General features: G+C 70.2%; 30 protein-coding genes. 10 read left to right on the top strand and 20 right to left on the bottom strand.

What is annotated here, in order from left to right; genetic code table 11:
* Positions 1-67: 67 nt before the first annotated feature.
* Positions 68-1033, bottom strand: a complete 966-nt coding sequence (locus tag ACZ4TR_RS17160) for a quinone oxidoreductase family protein (RefSeq protein ID WP_465287915.1) — start codon at positions 1031-1033, stop codon at positions 68-70.
* Between the two features lie 59 nt (positions 1034-1092).
* On the opposite strand from ACZ4TR_RS17160, the gene ACZ4TR_RS17155 reads away from it, so the two are divergent.
* From ACZ4TR_RS17155 to ACZ4TR_RS17145, 3 genes are read left to right on the top strand one after another with little or no spacing between them, the layout of a single operon-like run.
* Positions 1093-1296: a hypothetical protein gene (locus tag ACZ4TR_RS17155; protein ID WP_086676857.1), complete on the top strand. Its 204-nt coding sequence runs from the start codon at positions 1093-1095 to the stop codon at positions 1294-1296.
* An 11-nt stretch (positions 1297-1307) separates the two neighbouring features.
* A complete protein-coding gene (locus tag ACZ4TR_RS17150; protein ID WP_364517327.1) occupies positions 1308-1766 on the top strand; it encodes a guanyl-specific ribonuclease in 459 nt (152 codons plus the stop codon).
* Complete coding sequence (locus ACZ4TR_RS17145) at positions 1763-2131, top strand: barstar family protein (protein WP_465287914.1); 369 nt, start codon at positions 1763-1765, stop codon at positions 2129-2131. Before ACZ4TR_RS17150 ends, ACZ4TR_RS17145 begins: the two co-directional genes overlap by 4 nt.
* 24 nt (positions 2132-2155) lie before the next feature.
* Here the strand turns inward: ACZ4TR_RS17145 and ACZ4TR_RS17140 are convergent, their stop codons facing one another.
* The 11 genes from ACZ4TR_RS17140 to ACZ4TR_RS17090 all read right to left on the bottom strand — a co-directional run bounded on the left by ACZ4TR_RS17140 (position 2156) and on the right by ACZ4TR_RS17090 (position 10615).
* Positions 2156-2929, bottom strand: coding sequence for an enoyl-CoA hydratase family protein (locus tag ACZ4TR_RS17140; RefSeq protein WP_465287913.1), 774 nt, complete (start codon positions 2927-2929; stop codon positions 2156-2158).
* Between the two features lie 38 nt (positions 2930-2967).
* Positions 2968-3480: a DUF3291 domain-containing protein gene (locus tag ACZ4TR_RS17135; protein ID WP_465287912.1), complete on the bottom strand. Its 513-nt coding sequence runs from the start codon at positions 3478-3480 to the stop codon at positions 2968-2970.
* 45 nt (positions 3481-3525) lie between these two features.
* The gene (locus ACZ4TR_RS17130) at positions 3526-4155 is read right to left on the bottom strand and encodes a cyclase (RefSeq protein WP_364517333.1); all 630 of its coding nucleotides are present in this window, start codon (positions 4153-4155) and stop codon (positions 3526-3528) included.
* 137 nt (positions 4156-4292) lie between these two features.
* Positions 4293-5060, bottom strand: coding sequence for a sirohydrochlorin chelatase (locus ACZ4TR_RS17125; protein WP_465287911.1), 768 nt, complete (start codon positions 5058-5060; stop codon positions 4293-4295).
* Complete coding sequence (locus tag ACZ4TR_RS17120; protein WP_465287910.1) at positions 5057-6319, bottom strand: sulfate adenylyltransferase subunit 1; 1263 nt, start codon at positions 6317-6319, stop codon at positions 5057-5059. Before ACZ4TR_RS17120 ends, ACZ4TR_RS17125 begins: the two co-directional genes overlap by 4 nt.
* Positions 6319-7239, bottom strand: a complete 921-nt coding sequence (cysD, locus tag ACZ4TR_RS17115; protein ID WP_364517339.1) for a sulfate adenylyltransferase subunit CysD — start codon at positions 7237-7239, stop codon at positions 6319-6321. The genes ACZ4TR_RS17120 and cysD overlap by 1 nt, the downstream gene beginning before the upstream one ends.
* 11 nt (positions 7240-7250) lie before the next feature.
* A complete protein-coding gene (locus tag ACZ4TR_RS17110) occupies positions 7251-7946 on the bottom strand; it encodes a phosphoadenylyl-sulfate reductase (RefSeq protein WP_465287909.1) in 696 nt (231 codons plus the stop codon).
* On the bottom strand, positions 7943-8098 hold the full coding sequence (locus ACZ4TR_RS17105) for an eL43 family ribosomal protein (RefSeq protein WP_285480648.1): 156 nt from the start codon (positions 8096-8098) through the stop codon (positions 7943-7945). Before ACZ4TR_RS17105 ends, ACZ4TR_RS17110 begins: the two co-directional genes overlap by 4 nt.
* Positions 8095-9783: a nitrite/sulfite reductase gene (locus ACZ4TR_RS17100; protein WP_465287908.1), complete on the bottom strand. Its 1689-nt coding sequence runs from the start codon at positions 9781-9783 to the stop codon at positions 8095-8097. The genes ACZ4TR_RS17105 and ACZ4TR_RS17100 overlap by 4 nt, the downstream gene beginning before the upstream one ends.
* Before the next feature lie 108 nt (positions 9784-9891).
* The gene (locus ACZ4TR_RS17095; protein ID WP_368660830.1) at positions 9892-9978 is read right to left on the bottom strand and encodes a putative leader peptide; all 87 of its coding nucleotides are present in this window, start codon (positions 9976-9978) and stop codon (positions 9892-9894) included.
* Between the two features lie 61 nt (positions 9979-10039).
* The gene (locus ACZ4TR_RS17090; RefSeq protein ID WP_364517349.1) at positions 10040-10615 is read right to left on the bottom strand and encodes a TetR/AcrR family transcriptional regulator; all 576 of its coding nucleotides are present in this window, start codon (positions 10613-10615) and stop codon (positions 10040-10042) included.
* A 76-nt stretch (positions 10616-10691) separates the two neighbouring features.
* Here ACZ4TR_RS17090 and ACZ4TR_RS17085 point away from each other — a divergent pair, with 76 nt between their 5' ends.
* The 3 genes from ACZ4TR_RS17085 (at position 10692) to ACZ4TR_RS17075 (ending at position 13390) form a co-directional block, all read left to right on the top strand.
* Complete coding sequence (locus tag ACZ4TR_RS17085) at positions 10692-11108, top strand: VOC family protein (protein ID WP_465287907.1); 417 nt, start codon at positions 10692-10694, stop codon at positions 11106-11108.
* A 14-nt stretch (positions 11109-11122) separates the two neighbouring features.
* Positions 11123-12322, top strand: a complete 1200-nt coding sequence (gene hemW, locus ACZ4TR_RS17080; RefSeq protein ID WP_465287906.1) for a radical SAM family heme chaperone HemW — start codon at positions 11123-11125, stop codon at positions 12320-12322.
* A 147-nt stretch (positions 12323-12469) separates the two neighbouring features.
* Positions 12470-13390: an NADP-dependent oxidoreductase gene (locus tag ACZ4TR_RS17075; protein WP_465287905.1), complete on the top strand. Its 921-nt coding sequence runs from the start codon at positions 12470-12472 to the stop codon at positions 13388-13390.
* Here the strand turns inward: ACZ4TR_RS17075 and ACZ4TR_RS17070 are convergent.
* On the bottom strand, positions 13387-14013 hold the full coding sequence (locus tag ACZ4TR_RS17070) for a TetR/AcrR family transcriptional regulator (RefSeq protein WP_465287904.1): 627 nt from the start codon (positions 14011-14013) through the stop codon (positions 13387-13389). The two genes, ACZ4TR_RS17075 and ACZ4TR_RS17070, sit on opposite strands and share 4 nt — an antisense overlap.
* 158 nt (positions 14014-14171) lie before the next feature.
* Between ACZ4TR_RS17070 and ACZ4TR_RS17065 the strand changes: the two genes are divergently transcribed.
* The 4 genes from ACZ4TR_RS17065 to ACZ4TR_RS17050 all read left to right on the top strand — a co-directional run bounded on the left by ACZ4TR_RS17065 (position 14172) and on the right by ACZ4TR_RS17050 (position 17042).
* Positions 14172-14588 (top strand): SgcJ/EcaC family oxidoreductase, encoded by a 417-nt coding sequence (locus tag ACZ4TR_RS17065; RefSeq protein ID WP_465287903.1) that lies wholly within the window; start codon positions 14172-14174, stop codon positions 14586-14588.
* Complete coding sequence (locus ACZ4TR_RS17060) at positions 14585-14920, top strand: hypothetical protein (RefSeq protein WP_465287902.1); 336 nt, start codon at positions 14585-14587, stop codon at positions 14918-14920. The genes ACZ4TR_RS17065 and ACZ4TR_RS17060 overlap by 4 nt, the downstream gene beginning before the upstream one ends.
* A 70-nt stretch (positions 14921-14990) precedes the next feature.
* Positions 14991-15803, top strand: a complete 813-nt coding sequence (locus ACZ4TR_RS17055) for a siderophore-interacting protein (RefSeq protein ID WP_465287901.1) — start codon at positions 14991-14993, stop codon at positions 15801-15803.
* 9 nt (positions 15804-15812) lie between these two features.
* Positions 15813-17042: a serine hydrolase domain-containing protein gene (locus ACZ4TR_RS17050; RefSeq protein ID WP_465287900.1), complete on the top strand. Its 1230-nt coding sequence runs from the start codon at positions 15813-15815 to the stop codon at positions 17040-17042.
* Here the strand turns inward: ACZ4TR_RS17050 and ACZ4TR_RS17045 are convergent.
* The 7 genes from ACZ4TR_RS17045 to ACZ4TR_RS17015 all read right to left on the bottom strand — a co-directional run bounded on the left by ACZ4TR_RS17045 (position 17024) and on the right by ACZ4TR_RS17015 (position 25152).
* The gene (locus ACZ4TR_RS17045; protein ID WP_465287899.1) at positions 17024-18151 is read right to left on the bottom strand and encodes a type I restriction endonuclease; all 1128 of its coding nucleotides are present in this window, start codon (positions 18149-18151) and stop codon (positions 17024-17026) included. The two genes, ACZ4TR_RS17050 and ACZ4TR_RS17045, sit on opposite strands and share 19 nt — an antisense overlap.
* 64 nt (positions 18152-18215) lie before the next feature.
* A complete protein-coding gene (locus ACZ4TR_RS17040; protein WP_465287898.1) occupies positions 18216-18788 on the bottom strand; it encodes a GNAT family N-acetyltransferase in 573 nt (190 codons plus the stop codon).
* Positions 18789-18898: 110 nt separating this feature from the next.
* Positions 18899-20344: an alpha/beta hydrolase gene (locus ACZ4TR_RS17035; RefSeq protein WP_465287897.1), complete on the bottom strand. Its 1446-nt coding sequence runs from the start codon at positions 20342-20344 to the stop codon at positions 18899-18901.
* A gap of 72 nt (positions 20345-20416) precedes the next feature.
* On the bottom strand, positions 20417-21415 hold the full coding sequence (locus tag ACZ4TR_RS17030) for a TIGR03842 family LLM class F420-dependent oxidoreductase (protein WP_465287896.1): 999 nt from the start codon (positions 21413-21415) through the stop codon (positions 20417-20419).
* Between the two features lie 8 nt (positions 21416-21423).
* Positions 21424-22806 (bottom strand): dihydropyrimidinase, encoded by a 1383-nt coding sequence (gene hydA, locus ACZ4TR_RS17025; protein ID WP_465287895.1) that lies wholly within the window; start codon positions 22804-22806, stop codon positions 21424-21426.
* Positions 22806-23588, bottom strand: coding sequence for a nitrilase-related carbon-nitrogen hydrolase (locus tag ACZ4TR_RS17020; protein ID WP_286003867.1), 783 nt, complete (start codon positions 23586-23588; stop codon positions 22806-22808). The genes hydA and ACZ4TR_RS17020 overlap by 1 nt, the downstream gene beginning before the upstream one ends.
* Positions 23589-23598: 10 nt before the next feature.
* Complete coding sequence (locus tag ACZ4TR_RS17015) at positions 23599-25152, bottom strand: NCS1 family nucleobase:cation symporter-1 (RefSeq protein WP_465287894.1); 1554 nt, start codon at positions 25150-25152, stop codon at positions 23599-23601.
* Between the last annotated feature and the right edge of the window lie 8 nt (positions 25153-25160).

The raw sequence follows: 25160 nt of genomic DNA, 5'->3' as shown, positions 1-25160 counted from the left end.
GTACGTTGGAGATTCACCAGATGCCGGGCTGGGCGGAACGAGACGATCCGCCCAGCTCAGCGGGGTTCTAGCGGGTGAAGACGATCTTGCCGGCGGTGTCGCCTTCGAGCATCGCCCGGAACCCCTTAGGGGCCTCGGCGAAGGGCAGTTCGGCGCCGATCTGCGGCCGCACCCCGGTCAGATCGAGGTAGGCGAGCAGATCCGCGAGCTCGTCGCGGGTGCCCATGGTCGACCCGGCGACACGCAGCTGGAGGAAGAAGACGCGCTGCAGCTCCGCGTTCGCGTCCGGGCCGCTGGTCGAGCCGGAGACCACGATGATCCCGCCCGGCTTGAGCGATTTGACCGAATGCGACCAGGTCGCCTTGCCGACGGTCTCGAACACGGCGTCGACGCGCTCGGGCAGCCGTGCGCCCGACTCGAACGTCTGGTGCGCGCCCAGGCTCGAGGCGAGCGCGCGCTTCTCCTCGCTGCGGCCGGTCACCCAGACCCGGAACCCGGCCGCACGGCCGAGCTGCACCAGCGCCGTCGAGACGCCGCCGGAGGCGCCCTGCACGAGCATCGTCTGGCCGGGCCGCAGCCCCGACTTCACGAAGAGCATCCGGTAGGCGGTCAGCCAGGCCGTACCCATGGTCGCGGCCTCGGCGAAGCTGAGCGCGGCGGGCTTCGGGACGACGTTGCGGGCCGGCACGACGACCTGGTCGGCGAAGGTGCCCTGGTGCTTCTCGGTGAGCAGCGTCCGCTTCGGGTCGAGGGTGTCGTCGCCCTGCCAGCCCGGCGCGTTGATCACGGAGTGGAGCACGACCTCGGAGCCGTCGTCGAGGGTCCCGGCGCCGTCGCAGCCGAGGATCATCGGGAACTGGTCGGGCTTGATCCCGACCCCGCGCAGCGTCCAGAGGTCGTGCATGTTGAGGCTGGCCGCCTTGACGTGCACGCGGACCCAGCCGTCCGGCACGTCGGGTTCGGGTCGCTCGCCGACGACGAGCGAGTCCAGGGGGCTGTCGGCGTTGGGTTCCTGCGCGTACACGGCGAACATGCCTCGCAACGTACCGCCCCTGAAGCGCGGCGGCAGCGGAGCGCGCGTAGGCTCACACCGTGTTCAACGGGCTTGCCGACTGGTGGGACGGGGTTGAGCTCTGGCTCGCCCAGGCCTGGTTCCCGGTCCAGTTCGTGCTGGTCATGGTGGTCGTCGTGCCGCTGTGCCTGGCCGCCGCGTGGGTGCTCGACAAGCTCGTCGGGCTGTTCGCCCGCAGGCTTGCTCCGGGGCGTGACGACGACCGCTCCGACACCCCGTCCTAGGCTGGCGCACCATGTTCAACCGTAGGCGGATCACCGCCGCCCTGATCGGCCTCCTCGTCCTGGTGCTGGGAGGCTGGCTGGTCAAGGACGCCGTCGGCGGCGACTCGCCCGCGTCCCCCACCTCGAGCAGCTCGGCGAGCGCGCCCCCGAAGGGCTCCGCGGCCGTCCCCGGCACGGACTCCGGACTGCCGGTCAAGGCGCTGTCGACCTTGCCGCCGCAAGCCGGCGACACGTGGAAGCTGATCGAAAAGGGCGGCCCGTACCCGTACCCGCGCAACGACGACGTCGTGTTCGAGAACCGCGAAAAGCGGTTGCCCGGCAAGAAGTCCGGCTACTACCACGAGTACACCGTGAAGACCCCGGGCAGCGCCGACCGCGGCGCACGGCGGCTCATCACGGGGCAGGCGCACGAGCTGTACTACACCGGCGACCACTACGGGTCGTTCGTCGTCGTGGACCCGGCCCGATGAGCGCCTCGGAGCAGGTGAAGGCCGCCGCGGAAGAGGCTTTCGCGAGGGGTGCGTACCCGCACCTGGTGAACTCGCACCCGACCGTGGACAAGGCCGGCACGCTCAGCGCGTTCGCCGAGGCACTGTCCTTTCCGGACTACTTCGGCCACAACCTCGACGCGCTGTACGACTGCCTGACCGACCTGTCGTGGCTGCCGCCGGGCGAGCACGTGCTGATCTGGCCGGGCTCGGAGGCGTTGCGCAAGGCTGAACCCAAGACGTACCTGGCGATCCGCAGCGTCCTCTCGGACGCGCAGCGCGCACTCGGGCCGAGCGGCCGCAGCGCCGGCTCGTGGCGGCTCACGGTCGTGCTGCCGGACGCCTGAGCGGCGTCCGGCACCCGGCTCCGCTCAGTCCTGGGGGACCCAGCTCGGCTTGCGCTTCTGGGCGAAGGCCAGAATGCCCTCCTGGCCTTCCTCGCTCGCGAAGAACTTGGCCGACAGTCCGAGCATCTCCTCGAACCCTTCCGACGGCGTCGCCGGGCGGGGACGGCTCAGCAGGGCCTTCGTCTCGGCCAGCGCCGTCGGCCCGCCCGCGGCCAGCGCCTTCACGAAGCGGGCCACCTCCGCGTCCAGCTCGGCCGCCGGTACCGCCGAGTTCAGCAGGCCGATCTCCACCGCGCGGCGTGCGTCGAACGTGTCGCCCGTCAGGAACAGTTCGTGCGCCGCGCGTGGGTTCAGCCGCGGGAGGACCGTCAACGAGATCACCGCCGGGACCACGCCGATGCGGACCTCCGAGAACGCGAACGTCGCTTCCGGCACCGCCACCGCGATGTCGCACGCCGCCACCATGCCGATGCCGCCGGCGCGGGCGGGGCCGGCCAGGCGGGCGACCACCGGCTTCGGGCTGGTCCACAGCTGCTCGAGGATCTTCGGGAACTCGTTCACGCCCTGGTCGCCCGCGCCGGCGCCGCGGGCCTCCTTGAGGTCCATCCCCGCGCAGAACACCGGGCCCGTGTGGGTCAGCACGATCACGCGGACGGCGTCGTCCGAAGCGGCCTTGTCGAGCGAGGACGACAGCTCGCGGCGCAGCTGCGCCGACAGCGCGTTGCGGTTGTGCGGGGAGTCCAGGGTGATCGTGGCGGTGCCGCCCACCACGTCGTAGTGCACCAGTTCGTCAGCCATGACCGACACCTTCGCACACTCCCCGCGCGCCACCGGTGTTACGCCGGGCACAGCCAGTCGGGCTCGCCTTCGCGGGCTTCGACGGTGGCCGCGTCCGGGGCCGGGAAGTGCTGCTTCAGCGTGAACGCCTCGGGCGTCGGCCCGTGGACGCGCAGGTGCTTGATCTTCTCTTCGGCGTCGGCGGGCGTGGGCCGGTATCCGGCGGGCACCCACCAGAGCGCGGTCATCACGTCCTTCACGCGGTGGAACCACTCGCGGCGGCGCTTGAGGATCGCGAGGTGCTCACCGAAGAACGTGAAGGCGGCCAAGGTGTCCACCGACGTCCAGACGGACATGTTGATCAGGAGGCCGGACGTGCCGTGCACGTCCCATTCGAAGGCGCGGATCGAGAGCGCGTTGTCGTCCTCGGTCTGCAAGCGCCAGACGAAGCCGGGCGCGGCGTCGGCGAGGGCGTTGACGGGCTCGAGCGCGTCGACGAAACCCTTGAAGGACGGGTCGTCGATCGGTGCTTTCATCCGGGCGATGTTGACTTCCGCGAGTTCGTACCCCATGCAGCCACCCTACGGGCGGAGCCCCGCCCGCAGGGTGGCTCGCGGTCAGCCGATCGTCGTCGTGGTGAAGACCGGGCTGGGGTTGGGGAAGCAGGCGGTCGGGGCGGTGATGTCCCCGATGATGGTGCCCGCCACGGCCTTGAAGGTCAGGCCGGGATCGCTGTAGCTGGTGCCGGACAGCTTGGTCTCGATCGTGCCCGACTGGCCGGCGGTCAGGTGCGCCGTGATGGTCGGCAGCTCGAACGTGGCGCCGCCGGCGATCGGGCCGGGGAAGCTCAGGGTCGCGACGCCGTTCGCGACGGCGATCGTCGGCGCGGTGTCGCCGAGGCCGGAGCCGCCGGCGAGGTCGGCGCCGACGTAGGTGGAGTTCGCCGGGATCGGGAACTTCAGCGCGAACGTGTTGATGTTCTTGACGGTGTTCCCGCTGACCTCGCCCGGCACCTCGTTCGGCGCCGGGTCGATGACGACGTCGAAGGCGCCGCCGGGCGCGACCGTGGCGGGCGCGGTGACGTCGGCGTCCTGGTTGAGCGACACCTGCTGCGGCCCGATGATCGGCGCGTCGGCCTGACAGTCGAAGGCGATGGTGGTGGCCGCCGAAGCCGGGGCGGCGAGGGCGATCGGAAGGGCCGCGGCCGCGGTCAGGGCAGCCAGCCGGGAAAAGTGAAGCGCTTTCATCTGTATCCACCTACCTGCGGTTTTGGAGGGGAGGAAAGAGAGCCGCGCAGCGCTTAGATAGTTACCGGCAAGTTAACTAGCGCGTCAAGGATTTACCGTTCCCATGCGCGCAGCGTCACGACAAATGTGAATGAGACTCACCTTTTGGCGGTCGTGAGCGCGCCGGGCCAGGCGTACTGGCGGAGCAGTCCGCTCACCGCGGTGGCGTACCGGCTGATGACGACGTCGGCGACGCGGGGATCGTCGGCCAGTGGCGCCGCGACGAAGGCGCGGGGATCGGCCTCGCGCGCCAGCCGCTCGATGCGGTCCGGCAGCAACCCCGGCGCGAGGAACCACGACGCCACGACCAGGTGCCGCGCGCCTCGCGAGCGCAACCGGGCCGCGGCCGCGGGGATGTCCGGCTGGGTCGCGGACGCGAACGCTTCACTCACCGGGACACCCAGCCGCTCCTCCCAGCGGGCGGCGAGAGAGGCGACGACAGCGTTCGCCGAGGCGTTGGACGAGCCGACCGCGCTCAGCAGCACGCCCGTTCCGGCCCGGCGAGGCGCGGCCGCCAGCCGGTCGAGCGCCACCGCCTCCAGAGCCGGGTCCGCGCCCAGGACGTCCGACACCTCCACGCGGAAGCCCGGGCACGAATCCGTCACCGAGCCGACCAGCGCCGGCAGGTCGACCCGGGCGTGGAACGCGCTCCCGAGCAGCAACGGCACCACGACCGCCGTCCGATGGCCGGCCTCGTACAACGACCGCAGTACATCGGTCACGTTCGGCGAAGAGAGGTCCAGAAAGGACTCGTGCACCGAGAGTCCCGGCGCCTGGGCGCGCACGACGTCGACGAGCGCCCGCACGGTCGCGGCCGAGCGGGGGTCACGACTGCCGTGCGCGACGGCGACCAGGGGTGGTGTCACGAGAAGCGCTCACCCACCAGGCCCGCGGCGAGGGTGTCGCCGTCCTTCGGGTCGATGACCAGGAACGCGCCGGTGCGCGGGCTGACGCCGTAGTCGTCGACGCCCAGCTCTTCGGCCAGGGTCAAGGTGACCAGCCCGATGTCGTTGAGCTCCAACGAGGGCGGCGAGTCCACACTGGACAGCTTCTGCTCGTCGAACCGCGCGTGGAGCTCGCCGACGAGCGCCTGCACCGTGCGGGCGCCGTGCTTGACGAGCACGCGCGCGCCCGGCTTGAGCGGCTTCGACGACAGCCAGCACAGCGTGCCGGTGATCTCGTCCGTGATCCGCGGCGGCGCGTCCGCGGCGGCGATGAGGTCACCGCGGGAGATGTCGATGTCGTCGGCGAGCAGCAGTGTCACCGAAGTCCCGGAGCCGGCTTCGTCGAGGGGCCCGTCGGCGGTGTCGATGCGCTCGACGCGGCTGCGGATGCCTTGGGGCAGCACGACGATCTCGTCACCCGCGCGGACCGTGCCCGCGGCGATCTGGCCGGCGTAACCGCGGTAGTCCGGGTACTCCGGCGTGCGCGGCCGGATCACGTACTGCACCGGGAACCGCAGCGCCTGGTCGTGCGGGTCGGGCGCGACCGGCACGTCCTCGAGGTGTTCCAGCAGGCTCGGGCCGCTGTACCACGGCGTGCGCGAAGAGCGCGTCGCGACGTTGTCGCCCTCCAGCGCCGAAACCGGGATCGCGAGCACCGAACCCCGCGCGTAGCCGAGGGATTCCGCGTGCGCGGCGAACTCTTCGGCGATCACCGTGAACGTCGCCTCGTCGTAGCCGACCAGGTCGATCTTGTTCACCGCGAGCACCAGCTGCGGCACGCCGAGCAGGGCCAGCACGGCCGCGTGCCGCCGGGTCTGCTCGATGACGCCCTTGCGCGCGTCGACCAGCAGCACGGCCAGCTGCGCGGTGGACGCGCCGGTCACCGTGTTGCGCGTGTACTGCACGTGCCCCGGGGTGTCCGCCAGCACGAACGATCGCTTCGGCGTCGCGAAGTACCGGTAGGCGACGTCGATGGTGATGCCCTGCTCGCGTTCCGAGCGCAGGCCGTCGACGAGCAGCGACAGGTCCGGTGTGGACAGTCCTTTGTCGACGGACGCGCGCGTGACGGCGTCCAGCTGGTCGGCGAGCACCGACTTCGTGTCGTAGAGCAGGCGCCCGACGAGGGTGGACTTCCCGTCGTCCACGCTCCCGGCGGTGGCCAGGCGAAGCAGCGAACTCATCAGAAGTACCCCTCACGCTTGCGGTCTTCCATGGCCGCCTCGGACATCCGGTCGTCGGCGCGGGTGGCGCCACGTTCGGTGAGCCGTGACGCCGACACCTCGGCGATGACGTCTTCGACGGTGGTCGCCGTGGACTCGATCGCCCCGGTGCACGAGCCGTCGCCGACGGTCCGGTAGCGGACGGTCAGCTCGCGGACCTCTTCACCGGGGCGCGGGCCGCCCCACGGGCCTTCGGCGAGCCACATCCCGTCGCGCAGGTACACCTCGCGCTGGTGCGCGTAGTAGATCGACGGCAGCTCGACCTTCTCGCGGGCGATGTAGTTCCAGACGTCGGCCTCGGTCCAGTTGGACAGCGGGAAGACGCGGACCTGCTCGCCCGGGCGGTGCCGGCCGTTGTAGAGGTTCCACAGCTCGGGCCGCTGGCGCCGCGGCTCCCACTGGCCGAAGGAGTTGCGGAGGCTGAAGATCCGCTCCTTCGCCCGGGCGCGTTCCTCGTCGCGGCGCCCGCCGCCGAACACGGCGTCGAACTTGTTCTCCGCGATGGTGTCGAGCAACGGCGTGGTCTGCAGCGGGTTGCGCATCCCGTCGGCGCGCTCTTCGAGGCGCCCGTCGTCGATCCAGTCCTGGACCTTCGCCACGACCAGGCGCAGGCCGTGGCGCTCGACGACGCGGTCGCGGAACTCGATGACCTCGTCGAAGTTGTGCCCGGTGTCGACGTGCAGCAGCGGGAACGGCACCGGCGCGGGCCAGAACGCCTTGATCGCCAGGTGCAGCAGCAGCGTCGAGTCCTTGCCGCCGGAGAAGAGGATCACCGGCCGGTCGAACTCGCCCGCCACTTCGCGGAAGATGTGGATGGCTTCGGACTCGAGAGCGGCCAGGTTGTCCTGTGCCGCATCGGTCGCGGGCTCCAAGGTCGTCATGCGTCCCTTCCTCAGCCGTGCAGTCCGCACTCGGTCTTGCTCTGCCCGGCCCACCGGCCGCTGCGCGGGTCCTGGCCCGGCTCGACGCGAGCCGTGCAGGGCGCGCAGCCGATCGAGAGGTAACCGATCGAGACCAGCGGGTTCTCCAAGATCCCGTGCTCGGCGATGTAGGCCTTGAACTCGTCGTCGGTCCACGGCGCGATCGGGTTGACCTTCACCAGGCCGTTGCGGTCGTCCCAGGTGACGATGGGGGTGTTCGCGCGGGTCGGCGCGTCCACGCGGCGGACGCCGGTGACCCACGCCGAGTAGTTCGCCAGGGTCTTGCGCAGCGGCACGACCTTGCGCAGGTTGCAGCACAGCGTCGGGTCGCGGTCGTGCAGCTTCGCGCCATATTCCGCGTCCTGCTCGGCGACGCTCTGCTCGGCCTGGGCGTTCACGATCTTCACGCCGGGGTAGACGGCCTCGACCGCGTCGCGCGTGCCGATCGTTTCCGGGAAGTGGTAGCCGGTCTCCAGGAAGAGAACGTCCACATCGGACTTCACCTTGGTGGCGAGGTCGATCAGGACGGCGTCCTGCATGTTGGACGCGACGATGAAGTCGTCGCCGAACGTTTCGGCGGTCCAGCGCAGCGCTTCTTCCGCGCTGGCGTCGGCGAGCTCTTTCGACGCGCGCTCGGCGAGGGTCTTGTAGTCGGCAGTGGCGGTCATCGGGACACCTCCGGAAGGGACAGTCCGAGGAACTTGACCGAGAAAACCCGGCGGCAACCGGAACACAGCCAGCCACCGTTCTCTTCCGGCCGCAGGTCCTCATCGCCGCAATAGGGGCAGTAGTACGGCACCGCGCGTTCGGTGGAAGTCACTGCAGGGCGCTTTCCTCGGCGCGCCCGGCCCACTGCGCGAACCGCTCGCCGGGTTGACGCCCGCCGACGTAGTTGCGCACGACGCGCTCGACGTATCCCGTCAGCTCCGACGCGGTCACCTTGTGGCCGCGCAGCTTCCGGCCGAACCCGGCGTCGAGGCCGAGCCCGCCGCCGAGGTGCACCTGGAAGCCTTCGACCTGGTTGCCGTCGGCGTCGGTGACGATCTGGCCCTTGAGGCCGATGTCCGCGGTCTGGATCCGCGCGCAGGAGTTGGGGCAGCCGTTGAGGTGCACGGTCACCGGCGTGTCGAGGCCGTCCTGGATGTCCGCGAGGGACTTCTCCAGGTCCGCGACGAGCTGCTGCGCGCGGGCCTTCGTCTCGACGATGGCGAGCTTGCAGAACTCCAGGCCGGTGCAGGCCATCACGTTGCGCCGCCACGGCGACGGCTTCGTCTCGAGGCCCAGCTCGGCCAGCTCCGCCTGGAGCGGGGCCACCTGCTCCTCCGGGACGTCCAGCACGACGAGCTTCTGCTGCGGGGTGAGGCGGACCCGGCCCGAGCCGGCCCGCTCGGCGGCCTTGGCCACGGCGACCAGCGTGCCGCCGGAGACGCGGCCGGCGATCGGCGCCGCGCCGACGTAGAACTTGCCGTCGACCTGCGGGTGCACGCCGACGTGGTCGATCGGGACGGCCGGGTCGACCGGCGGCGGGCCGTCGATCAGCTCGCGCTTGAGGTACTCGTCCTGCAGCACCTGGCGGAACTTCTCCGCGCCCCAGTCCTTGACCAGGAACTTGATCCGCGCCCTCGAGCGCAGCCGCCGGTAGCCGTAGTCGCGGAAGATCGAGATGACGCCTTCCCAGACGTCCGGCACCTCGTCCAGGGGCACCCAGGCACCGAGCCGCTGCCCGAGCATCGGGTTGGTGGACAGGCCGCCGCCGACCCAGACGTCGAAGCCGGGGCCGTGCTCCGGGTGGTTCACGCCGACGAAGGCGACGTCGTGGATCTCATGCGCCACGTCGGGCTGGCCGGAAACGGCGGTCTTGAACTTCCGCGGCAGGTTCGCGAACTCCGGCTTGCCGATGTAGCGGCGCTTGATCTCGTCGATCGCCGGGGTGCCGTCGATGATCTCGTCCGCCGCGATGCCCGCGACCGGCGAGCCGAGGATGACGCGCGGGCTGTCGCCGCAGGCCTCCATCGTCGTCATGCCGGCGTTCTCGAGCGTCGCCCAGATCTTCGGCACGTCTTCGATCCGGATCCAGTGGTACTGGATGTTCTGCCGGTCGGTGATGTCGGCGGTGTCGCGCGCGTACGCCTGCGAAATCTCACCGAGCACGGTGAGCTGCTCGGTGCTCAGCACGCCGCCGTCGAGCCGGACCCGCAGCATGAAGTAGCGGTCGTCGAGCTCTTCGGGCTCCAGCGTCGCGGTGCGGCCGCCGTCGATCCCCGGCTTGCGCTGGGTGTAGAGGCCGAACCAGCGGAAGCGGCCGCGCAGGTCGCCCGGGTCGATCGCGTCGAACCCGCGGTGGGCGTAGATGTTCTCGATCCGCGCCCGCACGTTCAGCGGGTGGTCGTCCTTCTTCGACCGCTCGTTCGGGTTCAGCGGCTCCCGGTATCCGAGCGCCCACTGCCCTTCCCCGCGCTTCTGCTTGACGCGCGCGGGGCGGGCGGGGGTCTGGGGCGTGGCCATGGCGGCGTCCTCCGAGAGGCTTTCGTGGCAGCGGAGGACCCACCGGCTCGCGGGTTTCCTCCGGCGCCGGCTGTCCGAAATTCGTGGCAGGTGGTGGCGATCGGGGAGTCAGCGAACGGGTGCGCAGAGGGCGCTGGCGACCCGCAGGAGGTCGACGTGGCGGCGGGCCACGAGGAGAACACCGGCATGAGTCACGGCGTGAGCGTGCCACGCGTCCACAATGTGGTCCAGGGGTGCCCGGATCGTGGGAGAAGGGTCACTCGCCTGGGAGAATGCGGTCGACCAGCAGGCCCACGACCTGCGCGTCCGAGTACCCGGCGAACGCTTCGGGCAATGTCAACCGCTCGACGGTCAGGCCGGTCAGGGCCAGATAGAGCAGCAGGACTTCGTCGCGTCCGCCGGGCAGGCCGGCGGCTTCGTGGAAGCCCGCGCTGAGCTCGAAGCTCTCCCGCACGGTCGCGGTCAGCGCCGCCGCCAGCCCGGGCCGCCGGTTCGCTTCCAGGCGCAGTTCGAGCAGGGCGAGGTAGGCGCTGCGACGCGTGGTCAGCCGGGTCATCAGGTCGCCGAGCAGGGCGGCGACCCGTCCGGTCGACGGCTCTTCGGCGCGCGGATCGGCCAGCACCTCCGCCGGCGCCGACAGCCGGACGTGCACGCGTTCCCCGGCCTCGGCCAGCAGCTGGTCGCGGTCGCGGAAGTAGTTCGACGTCGTACCCGGCGGCACGCCGGCCTCGGTGTCCACCGCGCGGTAGGTGAGCCCGCGCGCGCCGTCCCGGGCGAGGACCTCGATGGCCGCGTCCGTCAGGGCCGTCCGCCGTTCGGTGTTCTGCCGCACCCATCCTCCTTGCCCGATTCAAACCACTGTGATTAGAGTACTACAGGCATAGTGATTTGACGGAGAGGAACTGGGGATGCAGGTCAAGGGATTCGGGGCGGGGTACCTGGTCGACGACGTCGCCGCGACCACCCGCTTCTACCGGGACGTGATCGGGCTGCCGGTGACGGTCGAGCTGGACTGGTTCGCCAGCGTCAACGCGGGCACGCCCGGCTACGAGATCAGCTTCGTCCAGCGCGGCCACGAGTCGGTGCCCGCGGGCTACCGGGCCGCGGAAACGGCGGGGCTGATGTTCGGGCTCGTCGTCGAGGACGCGGCCGCCGAGGCGAAGCGGCTCGCCGACGCGGGTGTGGAACTGGTCACGCCGGTCGTCGATGAGGCCTATGGGCAGCGGCACTTCTACGTCGCCGAGCCGAACGGCGTGCTGCTGGACGTCATCGAGATGATCCCCGTCGACCCGGAGTGGGCGGCGGCGAACACCCCGGCTTCGTAGGGGACAATCGGGGAATGCCCGATTCCTCGACCGACCTCGCGCTGCCCGAAAGCGCGCTGAAGGGCGTCGGCAGCCGGCCGTTCGGGGTCTACGTGCACGTCCCGTTCTGCGCGACGCGCTGCGGCTACTGCGACTTCAACACCTACACCGCGGGCGAGCTCGACTCGGACTCGTCACCCCAGTCCTGGCTCGAAGGGCTGCGACGCGAGCTGGAGCTCGCCGCGAAGGTGCTGGTCGTGCCGCCCGCCGCCGACACGGTGTTCGTCGGCGGCGGCACGCCGTCGCTGCTCGGCGCCGACGGCCTCCGTTCGGTGCTCGACGCCGTCCGCGACGTCTTCGGGCTCGCCCCGGGCGCCGAGGTCACGACGGAGTCGAACCCGGAGTCGACGTCGCCGGAGTTCTTCGCGGGGATCCGCGAAGCCGGCTACACGCGGGTCTCGCTCGGCATGCAGTCGGCCGCGCGGCACGTGCTGAAGATCCTCGATCGCGTGCACACCCCGGGCCGGCCGGGCCAGGCCGCCGCCGAAGCACGCGCGGCCGGGTTCGAGCACGTGAACCTCGACGTGATCTACGGCACGCCCGGCGAGCGCCCGGACGACCTGCTCGCGACGCTCGACGCCGTGCTGGCCGCGGGCGTCGACCACGTGTCGGCGTACGCGCTGATCGTCGAGGAGGGCACGGCGCTGGCCCGCCGGGTGCGCCGCGGCGAGCTGCCCGCGCCGGACGACGACGTGCTGGCCGCGGACTACGAAATGATCGACGCGACGCTGTCGGCGGCGGGCCTGCGCTGGTACGAGGTGTCGAACTGGGCGGCTTCCGACGCCGCCCGCTGCCGCCACAACCTCGGCTACTGGCGCGGCGACGACTGGTGGGGCGCCGGGCCGGGCGCGCACAGCCACGTCGGCGGCGTGCGCTGGTGGAACGTGAAGCACCCGGCGCGCTACGCGGCGCTGCTGGCCGCGGGTGACTCGCCCGCTGGTGGGCGCGAGGTGCTCACCGACGACGACCAGCACCTCGAGCGGATCATGCTCGAACTGCGCGTCGCGGAAGGACTTCCGCTGGACGTGCTGGACGAACCGGGGCTCGCGGAGGCCCGGGCGGCGGCGGCCGAGGGCCTGCTCGATCCGTCCGCTTTGGACTCCCGGGGCCGCGCGGTGCTCACCGACCGCGGGCGGCTGCTGGCCGACGGCGTGGTCCGGCGGCTCGCGGGCTGACGCCGGGCTTCGAGGACCCGGGCGTCGCCGGCCAGTTCGAACTGCACCGGAGGCGACCCTGCGTCGGGCGGCGGCTCGCGGGCTGACGGGATTAAAACCGGGGACCCGGTCGTTGCTTGTATCGAGCAACGACTTCGAGGAGGCCCCATGGCGCGCGCGATCAGGTTCGACGAGTACGGCGACGTGGACGTCCTCCGGGTCGAGGACGTCGAGCGGCCGGCACCGGGACGGGGGCAGGTGCTCGTCGAGGTCCGCGCGGCCGGGATCAACCCGGGCGAGGCCGCCATCCGCCGCGGCTTCCTGCACGAACGCTTCCCCGCGACGTTCCCGTCCGGCCAGGGCAGTGACTTCGCCGGCGTCGTCGCGGAGCTCGGCGAGGGCGTCGAGGAGATCGCGGTCGGCGACGAGGTGATCGGCTTCGTGCACACGCGCTCCAGTCACGCGGACTACGTCGTGGCGGAGGCGTCGGACCTCACGCCGCGGCCGGACGGCGTTTCGTGGGAGGCCGCGGGCGCCCTGTTCGTCGCCGGCACCACCGCCTACGCCGCGACCGCCGCGGTGTGTCCGCGCGAGGGCGACACGGTCGTCGTTTCGGGTGCCGCCGGCGGCGTCGGGTCGCTGGCCGTCCAGCTCGCGAAGCTGGCCGGTGCCACCGTGATCGGCCTGGCCGGGGAAGCGAACCACGACTGGCTGCGCGAGCTGGACGTCATCCCGGTGTCCTACGGCGACGGTGTTCTCGAGCGGATCAAGGAAGCCGCGCCCGGCGGCGTGCACGCGTTCGTCGACACCTTCGGCTCCGGCTACGTGGAACTGGCGCTGCACCTGGGCATCCATCCCGGGCGGATCGACACGATCATCGACTTCGAAGCGGCCGCGAAGTACAACGTGAAGGCCGAAGGCAACATGGCGGGAGCGTCGGCCGAAGTGCTGCGCGAGCTGAGCCTGCTGGTGGGCAAGGGACTCCTGGACGTGCCGATCGCGCGCGTCTACCCGCTCGACGAGGTGCGCGAGGCCTATCGCGAGCTGGAGCAGCGGCACACGCGCGGCAAGATCGTCCTGCGGCCCTAGTTCTTTGCGGCCACGGCCTTCAGACCGGCGAGGTAGACGTCGAGGGCGAACTCCAGGCGTTCGCCGGCGGTCTCGGCGGAGAAGAACTCGCCGATCCGCAGCATGTTCGGGAACGCCTCGGGCGGCAGTGACCGCATGTACGCCACCATCTGCTCGCCGCGGTTCGCCGTCTCGGCTTCGTCGATGTCGCCCCAGGTCCAGCCGCTCGCCTCGTAGGCGTACGCCTTGGCGTAGAGCGCCAGCGCGTCGCCCGCGAACGTCGCCTGCTTGAGGGTCAGGCCACCCGCGCGCAGCAGGGCGAGCATGGCCTCGCCCAGCCGCAGCGAGCTCGGCGTGACCGGCACGGCGACGTCCCACGCCACCCGCGCGATCCCGGGGTGGGCGACCATCACCCGGATCTGGCCGCGGACGAGTTCCTTCACCTGCTCGTCCCAGCGCGCCGGGTCCGGGTCTGGGATCGGCGCTTCGGCGAGCACGGCGTCGAGCATCAGCTCCGCCAGTTCGTCCTTGTTGGCCACGTGCGCGTAGAGCGACGCGGGTCCTGTTTCCAGCTCCTGAGCGACTCGTCGCATGGTCACCGCCTCGAGCCCCTCCTTCGCCAGGATCTCCAGCGCCGTCTTCACGACGAGCTCCTGAGAGAGCGCTGGCTTCGCGGCGCGACGACGGGGGGCGCTGCGCCACGGCGGTGGGGGAACGGTCACGCGAACACTGTACTTGACGCGAACATCGTTCGTATGTAGAACGGTGTTCGTAACACGAACAGCGTTCGTAAGGGGATCTCATGACCACGACCACCGCCGAAGCCGACGTCCGCGCCGTGCTCGACCGCCTCACCGAGGCCTGGAACTCCGCCGATGCCGCCGCCTACGGCCGGCTCTTCACCGAGGACGCCGACTACGTGACGTTCTTCGGACTGAACTTCCCGGGCCGGGAGGGGATCGAAAGCTCGCACCGCGCCCTCTTCGAGGGGCCGCTGAAGGGCTCCAAGCTGACCGGGCAGCTCGGCGCGGCGGCGAAGGTGCGGTTCGTCCGCCCCGACGTCGCCGTGGTCGTCGTCGGCGGTGGCTCGTCGGTCAGCGGCGCCGACACCACCGACGAAGGCCGCGAGTCGACCGTCAGCTTCGTGCTCGTGCAGGAGGACGGCGAGTGGCTGATCACGGCGTTCCAGAACACGCGCGTCTCGGATCCGCGCGGGTGAAAGCGCTTGCGGAGGTGTCGGGGGTCGTCGCGCGGCCGCCGGCCGAGGTGTTCGAGGCGGTGCGGCGCCGGGTGACCGGGGGTGGCTACCCGATGCGGACGGAGGTCGACGCCGAACACGGGTTCCTCGCGGTGCAGGGCGGCTGGTGGTACCGCGGGGAGTACCGCGTGACGGCCGATCCGGGCGGCGCGCGCGTCGAGCACCGGGTGGTCAACGCGGCGACCTGGGGACGCTGGGGAGTTCCCCTGGCGAACCGGTTCTTCCTCGGGTTCCACGCGCGGACGGCTGCCGCTTTCGCCCGGATGCTCGAAGAACTGGCCACACCTGAGTAGGCGGCGGCCGGTCCGGCGCGTAGGCTGAGTTAGGTAAGCCTTAGTGCCGGAACCCTGTTGGAGTTGTCGAATGGCTGAAGCACCCCGTCGGTCCGGGCGTCCCGCGGTGCGGCTGCGGGTGCTGCGCACCGAGCGCCTCACCCCGCACATGATCCGGATCGTCGCGGGCGGCGAGGGCATCGCCGATTTCACGCCCAACGAGTTCACCGACGCGTACGTGAAGGTGCTGTTCAAGGTCCCCGGCGTCGAGTACCCGGAGCCGTTCGACGTCCAGGGGTGCCGGGCCACGCTGCCGCGGGAGCACTGGCCGCGCATGCGGTCCTACACGGTCCGGGCGTTCGACCCGCAGGCCGGCGAGCTCGTCTTCGACTTCGTCCACCACGGTGACGAAGGCATCGCCGGCCCGTGGGCGGCCGCCGCCCAGCCGGGGGACGAGCTGCTGCTGTCGGGCCCCGGGGGCGCGTACGCGCCGGGCTCCGAGGCGGACTGGCACCTGCTGGCCGGGGACGAAAGCGCGTTGCCGGCCATCGCGGCGTCGCTCGAAGCGCTCCCCGCCGGCGTCCCGGCGCAGGTCGTGATCCTGGTCGAGAACGCCGACGAGCAGCAGCCGCTGACGACGAAGGCCGACGCGCAGATCACGTGGCTGCACCGTGCGTCCGGTGGCGACGTCGCCGCGGCGGTGCGGGAACTGCCGTGGCGCGAGGGCGTCGTCCAGGCGTTCGTGCACGGCGAGGCGGGGTTCGTCCGCGACCTGCGGCGGTACCTGCTCGACGAGCGCGGCGTGCGGCGTGACCTGCTGTCGATTTCGGGGTACTGGCGCGTCGGGAAGAACGACGAAGCCTGGCGCGAAGAGAAGGCGGCCGAACGGGCCCGCGAGAAGTAACCTCGCGGGATGGCGAACCTCAAGGTGGACGTCGACCCGGCCGAAGCCGGATTCGACGCGGACCGGCTTTCCCGGATGGACACCCATTTCGACCGGTACGTCGAGGATGGACGGTTACCGGGCTGGCTCGCGGTGGTGAGCAGGCACGGCCGGATCGTGCACGTCGGGCGCGGCGGCTACAGCGACGTCGAAGCGGGCACCCCGGTGGAGACCGACACGCTGTGGCGGATCTTCTCGATGACCAAGCCGATCACGTCGGTCGCGGCGATGATGCTCGTCGAAGACGGCCTGCTGGAGCTGGACGACCCGATTTCGCGGTGGCTGCCGGAGTTCGCGTCGCCGCGGGTGTTCGTCAAGGGGTCGGCGTTGAAGCCGTTGACGGAACCGGCGACGGAGCCGATCCGCGTGTGGCACCTGCTGACCCACACGGCCGGCCTGACGTACGGCTTCCACCACGGCCACCCCGTGGACGCGATCTACCGGGCGGCCGGGTTCGAGTGGGGGACGCCGCCGGGCCTCGACCTGGCCGCGTGTTCGGAGCGGTGGGCGTCGCTGCCGCTGCTGTTCCAGCCGGGCACGGAGTGGAACTACTCGATCGCGACGGACGTCCTGGGGCGGCTGGTCGAGGTGGTTTCGGGTCAGGCTCTGGACGAGTTTTTCTCGTCGCGGATCTTCACGCCGCTGGGCATGGCGGACACGGGGTTCGTGGCGTCTTCTCCTTCCCGCTTGGCCGCGCTTTACGTGCCTGATCCCGCTACGGGCCGTGCTACGCGCAATGACGCGTTCGGCCGGCTGGGGGCCGCGCCTCCGGATTGCCTGTCCGGCGGCGGCGGGCTGGTGTCGTCGGCCTCGGACTACTGGCGTTTCACGGAGATGCTCCTCCGCGGCGGCGAGCTGGACGGCGTGCGGTTGCTGTCGCCGCGAACGGTGTCGCTGATGGCGAGCAACCACCTGCCGGGTCACGTGGACCTGGAAGAGTTCGGACGTCCCCTGTTCGCGGAAATGCCGTTCGACGGGCACGGGTTCGGGCTGGGGTTTTCGGTGCTGGAGGACCCGGTGAAGGCGCGGACGCTGTCGTCGGCGGGGGAGTTCGCCTGGGGTGGGGCAGCTTCGACGGCTTTCTGGGTGGATCCGGATGAGGACCTGACGGTGGGGTTCTACACGCAGCTGTTGCCGTCGAGCACCTATCGGCTGCGGTCGCAGCTGCGGCAGCTGGTGTATCAGGCGCTGGTGGACTGAGCTTCCTCGTTGGCGATCGGTGGCGCGGTCAGGTATCGCGCCACGGTCCGCCGCAGGTGGTCGGCGTGGGCGTAGATCTCCTCGACGTTCGCGATCGAGATGCGAGTCTCGACCTTGTTCTCGTCGAAGACCCCGAGGTACTTCTTCGAGCGGTTGAACCACAGCCGCGCGATGGGCTTGCGGTTGTTGTCGTCGAGCAGCACGCCGAAGTAGGTCTTCGTGTCCCGCGGGACCACTCGCGCCGCCGGCACTTCGCCGCAGACGATCGCCCGGACGACCCGGTAGCCTTCGATCTCCTCTTCGGTGGTGACGAGCTCACCGTTGCCGTCTTCGCGCCCGGGGCTTTCGGTGACCGCCGGGTCGGCCTGCGGCGTCACGCTCACGTAGGAGTCCGGTGCCCCGAGCGCGTTCTTCAACCGGTCGTTGACCTGCTCGTTCAGGAACTGGCGGGTCGCCTTGACCACCAGCGGGCCGAACTGGTCCCGGACCCGCTGGGTGATCGCGCCTTCGTAGACCCGCGACGTCAGGAACTTGACCCATTCGTCCTCGGGTTCCTTGAACTGCGCCGCGAGGATGCGCTTCAGCTGCCCGATGTACTTCAGCTCGCCCGCGGCGCTGATGACCGAATCGAGGTCGAAGGACTCCTTCGTGAGTTTGGCCAGTTCGGGCAGCAGGGTCTCGTCGATGTCGGCGAAGTCCAGCACGAGGAACGGCTTGGCGTCCATCCGGTTCGGCGCGTCGAGGTCGGTGTAGAACTCGTACACCTGGCCGTTCGTCAGGACGGCGATCCGGGCGTTCGTGACGGCGAAGTAGCGGAAGAGCTGGGAAGCGTGCTCGATCCGCAGCGGGTCGTTGATCTTCTTGGCTTCGACGAGCACCTGCACCTGACCGTCGTGCACGATCGCGTAGTCGATCTTCTCGCCCCGCTTGGTGCCCACGTCGGCGGTGAACTCGGGGATCACCTCGGCCGGGTTGAACACGTCGTAACCGAGGACAGTGCTGATGAACGGCATCACGAAGGCGTTCTTGGTCGCCTCTTCGGTCTCGATGCCGTCCTTGTGCTTGCGGATCTTCAGGGCGAGTGCTTGCGCGCGCTCCGCGATGTCCATGCCGGTGCCGTTCTGTTGCGGGGAACGAGGTGCCCGGCCTGGATCGGTGCGGTCGCGCGGTCTGTTACGGATTCCGCTGGAAAAAGGAAAAGCTCCGTCTAGCGTCGTCGAGTGGCGCTTCGGGGTGGTCGCGGAGCTGGACCTCCGCCTCCGCGACCCCCTCGGCGATCACCCGGCGGCCCCGCGCGTAGTCCAGCAGCTCCGCCACCGGACGGTTGTCCGCCGAATACACCGCTGTGAAACGCTCGAACCCGCGCTCCAGCGCCGCCAGCCCCAGCATGTGCAGCAGCGCCGAGGCCAGCCCGACGCGGCGCCATGCCGGGGCCACCGCTATCGCCACCTCCGCCATCCGCCTGCCCGTCGCCTCGTAGCGGGCGACCGCCACCCCCGGGCCCTCCGAACACCGGGCCACCAGGGCGAACCGGCGTTCGTAGTCCAGCACCGTCAGCCGCTCCAGCAACTGGGGGGTCACTCGGGGAGCCGAGCCGCAAAAGCGTCTGCGCAGGGTCTCCGGATCCGCGTTGCGGATGGCTTCGCCCAGCTCCGGCGCGTCCTGCGGGGTCAGCGGGCGGACCCACACCCGGCGGCCGTCGCGGAGGAGGAGCGTGCGGTCGAATCCCGGAGGCGGCTGCGTCACCGGGCCACCCTAGCGGCCGCCCGATCGAGCGTGGGAGAAGTTCACCGAAAACGAGTACGTTGACAGTAAAGGGTTTCCCGCGGAACCGGTGCCTCTTCCCCGAAGCGGCTTCAGCCGAAGGGACCATGGTCCGGAGCGCAGAGCGCGCCCCGGTCGGGCACCGAGCCGGCGACGAAGTAGCGGTCGAGGGCGGCGTCCACGCAGGCGCTCTTGCCGCGGGAACCGTGGCCGTACGTGTCGAGGCTCAGCAGGTGGGCGTTGGCCAGCAGCTTCTCGGTCCGCTGCGCCCCGGCGTACGGCGTCTCCAGGTCGCCCTGTCGGTTGGCGAGGAGCAGGATCGGTGCCGTCGGCCGGTTCCACGGCCCGGTGTAGCGGCCGGTGTCCGAGACGTCCCACGTCGCGCACGGCAGCGTCTTGTAGACGTCGTACGGCCCGAAGCCCCGGCCGACCTGGTCGGCGCTGCGGGCGTAGTCCCACCACACGGCGGGATCGCGGGGGTTGGCCGCGTCCGAGCAGAGGGTCGCGCCGCCGCCCAGCAGCGAGTCGATGTCCGGCGGGCCGCCGTTCTGCGCTGGTGCCCGGTCGGCCGGGTCCGCCAGCGCCCGCAGGAAGGCCGCCAGCTGCGGTGCCGCCTGGGCGTCGGTCAGGTAGTTGTGGATCGTGGCGATCGCGTTCTGGTAGGTGACGACGACCTGCTTCCCGGCCGTGTCTGTCACGGTGATGGGACCGGCTTCGAGCCGGTCCAGGATCGCGTCGTAGTCGAAGGTGCAGCGCGACGCGCAGGCGTCCAAAAAGGACTGGAGAGCGCGGGGGCCGTCTTCGTAGCCGCGCAGGCGGTAGCTCATCGGGCCGGGACCGGTCGCCCAGCGCATCGGGTCGTCGACGGCGTCGAGGGCGAGCGAGCCGACGCGGGCGGGGAACAGGTTGGCGTAGGTCTCACCGACGTAGGTGCCGTACGACTTGCCGTAGAACCGCAGCTTCGGCTCGCCGAACGCCGCCCGCAGCCGGTCGAGGTCACGGGCGACCGTGCCGGTCGAGAGGTGGTTCGCCAACGGGCCCGCGTTCTGCTCGCACAGGTCGGTGACGGTCTTGGTGTCCGCGATCTGCCGCTGTTCGGCCTCGCGGGTCAGCGGGAACGTGCCGAGCGCGCGTTGCAGCACCTCGATCTGCGAGGGATCGGTGAAGCAGTGGATCTTCGAGCTCGCGCCGACGCCGCGCGGGTCGAACCCGACGATGTCGAAGCGCCGGTGCAGCTCCGGCGTCAACGCGGGGGCGAACCGGCCGGACGAGCCGGGACCGCCGGGGTTGTAGAAGACGGTGCCCAGCTTGTGGGCCTGGTCGGTAGCGGGCAACCGGCCGACGGCGAGGGACACGGTGCCGGCGGAGGAGTCCTGGTAGGACATCGGAACGTCGAGGTGGCCGCACTGGTAGCCGGCTTGGCAGGTGTCTTCCCAGACGATTCCGGCGGGGCTCGCCGCGGCCGCGGGCGCACTCAAGGCGACCGCGCTCGCGACGGCCCCCAGAGCCAGCGCAGCACGGAGTTTCGGAGAATTCATGGCCGTGATCGTCCCGCCGCCGGAGCCGGGGGCGCGCTGGTGCACACCCCCGGAACCGGGGTAGGGCAGGCCCTACGCGGTGAGCTTCGGGATGATCTGCGACCCGTAGGACGCCAGCGTCGCCTCGCGGTCGTCGTGCATCAGGTACAGGGAGAACTGGTCCACGCCCAGCTCCGCCAGCTCCTGCAACCGTTCGACGTGCGCCGACGCCGGGCCCAGCAGGCAGAACCGGTCGACGATCTCGTCCGGGACGAACTCCGTCGACGGGTTGCCCGCTTTGCCGTGGTGGCTGTAGTCGTAGCCCTCCCGCTCGCGGATGTAGTCGGTCAGCTCCCGCGGCACCGCGCCCGTGGAGCCGTAGCGCGCCACGAGGTCCGCGACGTGGTTGCCGACCATCCCGCCGAACCAGCGCAGCTGTTCGCGCTGGTGCGCCACGTCTTCGCCGACGTACGCCGGGGCCGCGACGCAGATCGTGATGCCGCCCGGGTCGCGCCCGGCCGCCCGTGCCGCGTCGCGGACCGCGCCGATCGTCCAGCGTGCGATCGCCGGGTCGGCGCACTGCAGGATGAAGCCGTCGGCGTGCTCGCCGACCGTCTTCAGCGCCTTGGGCCCGTAGCCGGCCATCCACATCTCGAGCCGGCCGTTGCGGATCCACGGGATTTGCACGGTCGTCTCGTTCATCGTCACCGCGCGGCCTTCGGCGAGGTCCTTCACGACGCGCATGCAGTCGCGGACGGTGGCCAAAGTGGACGGTGGCTTCCCGACGACGCGGTGCGCCGAGTCGCCGCGGCCGATGCCGCAGACCGTCCGGTTGCCGTACATGTCGTTGAGCGTGGCGAACGTGGACGCCATCACCGACCAGTCGCGCGTCCCGGGGCTGGTCACCATCGGCCCCACGACCAGCGACGACGTCGCGGCGAGGATCGCCGAGTAGATGACGAACGGTTCCTGCCACAGCACGCAGGAGTCGAACGTCCAGCCGTAGCGGAACCCGGCGTCCTCGGCGTCCTTCATGAGCCGCACGACGTCCCGCGCGGGCGGGTCCGTCTGCAGCACGATCCCGAAGTCCATGCCCGCTCCTAGTTCAGGTACTGGTTCAGCGAGCGGGACAGGAACTTGCCGTGTGACGTCGACCCGGTGAATCCCTCGGGCGACACGACGACGCGCCCGCGTGAAAGCACCGTGTGCACGCGGCCGGTGATCTCGAATCCTTCGTACGCCGAGTAGTCCACGTTCATGTGGTGTGTCTCGGCGGACAGCGTCTGGGTGGCCGCCGGGTCGTAGATGACGATGTCCGCGTCCGAACCCGCCGCGATGACGCCCTTGCGCGGGTACAGGCCGAACATCCGCGCCGGCGTCGCCGAGCACGTCTCGACCCAGCGCCCGAGCGTCAGCTGACCCGCGACGACGCCCTGGTGCAGCAGATCCATCCGGTGCTCGACACCCGGCATGCCGTTCGGGATGGCCCGGAAGTCGCCGCGGCCCAGCTCCTTCTGGTCCTTGAAACAGAAGGGGCAGTGGTCGGTGGACACCACGGACAGGTCGTTGGTCCGGAGCCCGCGCCACAGGTCGGCCTGGTGCGACTTCTCCCGCAGTGGTGGCGAAGCGACGTACTTCGCGCCCTCGAAGTCCGGCTTCGCCAAGTCCTCAATGGACAGGTAGAGGTATTGCGGGCAGGTCTCCGCGAAGACGTTCTGACCGTCGTTGCGTGCTTCCGCCACCGCCGCCAGCGCTTGCGACGCCGACAGGTGCACGATGTACAACGGCGATCCGGTCACCTTCGCGAGCTGGATCGCCCGCGACGTCGCTTCTCCTTCCAGTTCCGGCGGCCGCGTGAGGCCGTGCTGCACCGGGTCGGTGTTGCCCGCGGCCACGGCCTGCGCCGCCAGCTGGTCGATCGCGATGCCGTTCTCCGCGTGCATCATGATCGTAGCGCCGATTTCGCGCGCTTTCTGCATCGCCAGCAGGATTTCCCCGTCCGTGGAGTAGAACACCCCCGGGTAGGCCATGAACATCTTGAAGCTGCCGACCCCGCCGTCGATGCAGGCTTCCATCTCCTTCAACGACTGGTCGTTGACGTCGGAGACGATCATGTGGAAGCCGTAGTCGATGGCGCAGTTGCCGTCGGCCTTCGCGTGCCATTTGTCCAAAGTGGACAACAGGGACGCGCCCTTGGCCTGCACGGCGAAGTCGATGATCGTCGTCGTGCCACCCCACGCCGCGGCCGTGGTGCCGGTCGAGAACGTGTCGACCGAATGGGTGCCGCCGAACGGCATCTCCATGTGCGTGTGCGCGTCGATGCCGCCGGGCAGCACGTACTTGCCGGTGGCGTCGATCGTCTCGTCGCCGGTCAGCGTCCCGGGCGCCCCGACGGCGGCGATGGTCTCGCCGTCGACGAGGACGTCCGCCAGGAGCCCGCCCGAAGGCGAAAGGACCTGCCCGCCCTGGATGAGGGTGGTCATCAGGCCTCCGTGAGGGGGCCGTAGGTGTCCGGCCGGCGGTCGCGGTAGAACGCCCACAGGTCCCGGACCTCGTCGAGCTGCGCCATGTCGAGGTCGCGCACGACGACCTCGTCGTCGGTGTCGGACGCGGCGTCGCCGATCAGCTGCCCGCGCGGGTCGGCGAAGTACGTCTGGCCGTAGAAGTCGTTGTCGCCCAGCGGTTCCTTGCCGACGCGGTTGATCGCGCCGACGAAGTACTCGTTCGCCACCGCGGCCGCCGGCTGCTCGAGCCGCCACAGGTACTGCGACAGGCCGCGGCTGGTCGCCGACGGGTTGAACACGATCTTCGCCCCGGCGAGGCCCAGTGCGCGCCAGCCCTCGGGGAAGTGCCGCTCGTAGCAGATGTAGACGCCGATGCGGCCCACGGCGGTGTCGAACACCGGGTAGCCCAGGTTGCCGGGCCGGAAGTAGAACTTCTCCCAGAAGCCCTTGACCTGCGGGATGTGGTTCTTGCGGTGCTTGCCGAGGTACGTGCCGTCGGCGTCGATCACCGCGGCGGTGTTGTAGTAGACGCCGGGCTGCTCGACCTCGTACATCGGCACGACCAGCACGACGCCGTGGCGCTCGGCCACCTCCTGCATGAGCTTGGTGGTGGGGCCGTCCGGGATGCCTTCGGTGTAGGAGTAGTAGTCGGTGTCCTGCACCTGGCAGAAGTACGGCCCGTAGAACAGCTCCTGCAGGCAGACGACCTGGGCGCCCTGCGAAGCGGCGGTGGCGATGTGGTCGACCGCCGCCTTGATCATGGACTCCTTGTCACCCGTCCACCGCTGCTGGATCAATGCGGCTCGGACCACGCTCACTGGCTTCCTCCTTGTTTGCGGACAGAGAGAGGGCGGCGAAGACGACGAACGCGCCGACGAAGCCGACCACCCAGTTGTAGTCGTAAAGCGGCTTGAGGAACGGGATGAGCCCGTCCGCGGGGAACGGCCCGCCGTAGGCGCCACCGACCGAAAGAACGGCTCCCACCAGCGTCGCGACCAGCGCGCGCCAGTTCCAGCCGCCGCTGAACCAGTACACCCCATCGGGTGTGTAGAGATCCTTCAGGTTGAGCTTGGTGCGGGCGACCACCCAGTAGCCCGCGACGAGCACGCCCGCGACCGCGCCGAGCAGGCCGCCGTAGAAGCCGAGCCAGGCGAAGATGTAGATGTTCGGGTCGGAGTAGAGCCGCCACGGCTGGATGAGGATGCCGATGACCCCGGTGATGCCGCCGCCGACCGCGAACGTGATCTTCTTCGGGAAGGCGTTCGAGAAGTCGTAGGACGGGCTGACGACGTTGGCCGCGAGGTTCGCCGAGATCGTGGCCAGCACCAGCGCGACCAGCGCGACGACGACCACGATCGGGCTCGAGAACCGGTCGGCCAGCTGAGCGGGGTCCCAGATGTCCTCGCCGTAGAGGACGTGCCCGCCCGACGTCGTCAGGATGGCGACGATCGCGATGAACGTCATCGTGGTGGGCAGGCCGAGGATCTGCCCGCGGACCTGCTTGCGCTGGCTGCCGCCGAAGCGGGTGAAGTCCGGCATGTTGAGCGACAGCGTCGACCAGAACGCGATCATCGCCATCAGCGACGGCGCGAACACCTTCCAGAAGTCCGGGCCCCAGCCGAGCTTGCCGCCGTCGGACAGGATCGGGCCGAACCCGCCGGCCTTGACCAGCACGTACCCCAGCATGATCAGGAAGCCGACCGACACGAGCGGCGCCGTCCAGTTCTCGAACCGGCGGACCGCCTCCATGCCGCGCCAGATGATCAGCATCTGGCCGATCCAGAAGACCACGAAGGACAGCCAGAGCGTCCAGTGCTGGCCGGCGATCTCCGGGGCGTCGCGCCACCACGAGCCGAGCAGCCGCCCGAGGATGACGTAGATGGCCTCGCCGCCGACCCAGGTCTGGATGCCGAACCAGCCGCACGCGATGAACGCCCGCAGCAGGGCGGCCAGGTTGGCGCCGCGCAGGCCGTAGAACGCGCGGGCGAACACCGGGAACGGGATGCCGTACTTCGTGCCCGCGTGGCTGTTGAGCAGCATCGGCGCCAGCACGACCAGGTTGCCGATCGTGATGGTGAGCAGCGCCTGCACCCAGTTCATGCCGAGCGCGATCAGCGACGCGGCCAGTGCGTAGCTGGGGATGTTGTGGGCCATCCCCATCCAGAGCGCGAAGTAGTTGTAGGTGGTCCAGGTTCGTTTTTCGATCGCGACGGGGGCCAGTTCTTCGTTGAAGAACCGGCTGCCTTCGAGAGACCCGACGTCGGCGGGGTTCAGCTCGACCCGGCCGTCGTCGTGCACGCGCTGGTCTGCGGGTGTCGGCGCCATTGCGGAAT

The organism is Amycolatopsis sp. NPDC028719, assembly GCF_055565395.1.
Note: the sequence above shows the minus strand (reverse complement) of the source record. Positions and strands in the feature narration are given on the sequence as shown.

Bases quoted from the DNA above. Each gene is read 5' to 3' on its own strand.
- ACZ4TR_RS17160 (WP_465287915.1), bottom strand. From the start codon at position 1,033: ATGTTCGCCGTGTACGCGCAGGAACCCAACGCCGACAGCCCCCTGGAC.
- ACZ4TR_RS17150 (WP_364517327.1), top strand. From the start codon at position 1,308: ATGTTCAACCGTAGGCGGATCACCGCCGCCCTGATCGGCCTCCTCGTC.
- ACZ4TR_RS17145 (WP_465287914.1), top strand. From the start codon at position 1,763: ATGAGCGCCTCGGAGCAGGTGAAGGCCGCCGCGGAAGAGGCTTTCGCG.
- ACZ4TR_RS17140 (WP_465287913.1), bottom strand. From the start codon at position 2,929: ATGGCTGACGAACTGGTGCACTACGACGTGGTGGGCGGCACCGCCACG.
- ACZ4TR_RS17135 (WP_465287912.1), bottom strand. From the start codon at position 3,480: ATGGGGTACGAACTCGCGGAAGTCAACATCGCCCGGATGAAAGCACCG.
- ACZ4TR_RS17130 (WP_364517333.1), bottom strand. From the start codon at position 4,155: ATGAAAGCGCTTCACTTTTCCCGGCTGGCTGCCCTGACCGCGGCCGCG.
- ACZ4TR_RS17120 (WP_465287910.1), bottom strand. From the start codon at position 6,319: ATGAGTTCGCTGCTTCGCCTGGCCACCGCCGGGAGCGTGGACGACGGG.
- cysD (WP_364517339.1), bottom strand. From the start codon at position 7,239: ATGACGACCTTGGAGCCCGCGACCGATGCGGCACAGGACAACCTGGCC.
- ACZ4TR_RS17110 (WP_465287909.1), bottom strand. From the start codon at position 7,946: ATGACCGCCACTGCCGACTACAAGACCCTCGCCGAGCGCGCGTCGAAA.
- ACZ4TR_RS17100 (WP_465287908.1), bottom strand. From the start codon at position 9,783: ATGGCCACGCCCCAGACCCCCGCCCGCCCCGCGCGCGTCAAGCAGAAG.
- ACZ4TR_RS17085 (WP_465287907.1), top strand. From the start codon at position 10,692: ATGCAGGTCAAGGGATTCGGGGCGGGGTACCTGGTCGACGACGTCGCC.
- hemW (WP_465287906.1), top strand. From the start codon at position 11,123: ATGCCCGATTCCTCGACCGACCTCGCGCTGCCCGAAAGCGCGCTGAAG.
- ACZ4TR_RS17075 (WP_465287905.1), top strand. From the start codon at position 12,470: ATGGCGCGCGCGATCAGGTTCGACGAGTACGGCGACGTGGACGTCCTC.
- ACZ4TR_RS17065 (WP_465287903.1), top strand. From the start codon at position 14,172: ATGACCACGACCACCGCCGAAGCCGACGTCCGCGCCGTGCTCGACCGC.
- ACZ4TR_RS17055 (WP_465287901.1), top strand. From the start codon at position 14,991: ATGGCTGAAGCACCCCGTCGGTCCGGGCGTCCCGCGGTGCGGCTGCGG.
- ACZ4TR_RS17050 (WP_465287900.1), top strand. From the start codon at position 15,813: ATGGCGAACCTCAAGGTGGACGTCGACCCGGCCGAAGCCGGATTCGAC.
- ACZ4TR_RS17045 (WP_465287899.1), bottom strand. From the start codon at position 18,151: ATGGACATCGCGGAGCGCGCGCAAGCACTCGCCCTGAAGATCCGCAAG.
- ACZ4TR_RS17035 (WP_465287897.1), bottom strand. From the start codon at position 20,344: ATGAATTCTCCGAAACTCCGTGCTGCGCTGGCTCTGGGGGCCGTCGCG.
- ACZ4TR_RS17030 (WP_465287896.1), bottom strand. From the start codon at position 21,415: ATGGACTTCGGGATCGTGCTGCAGACGGACCCGCCCGCGCGGGACGTC.
- hydA (WP_465287895.1), bottom strand. From the start codon at position 22,806: ATGACCACCCTCATCCAGGGCGGGCAGGTCCTTTCGCCTTCGGGCGGG.
- ACZ4TR_RS17020 (WP_286003867.1), bottom strand. From the start codon at position 23,588: ATGATCAAGGCGGCGGTCGACCACATCGCCACCGCCGCTTCGCAGGGC.
- ACZ4TR_RS17015 (WP_465287894.1), bottom strand. From the start codon at position 25,152: ATGGCGCCGACACCCGCAGACCAGCGCGTGCACGACGACGGCCGGGTC.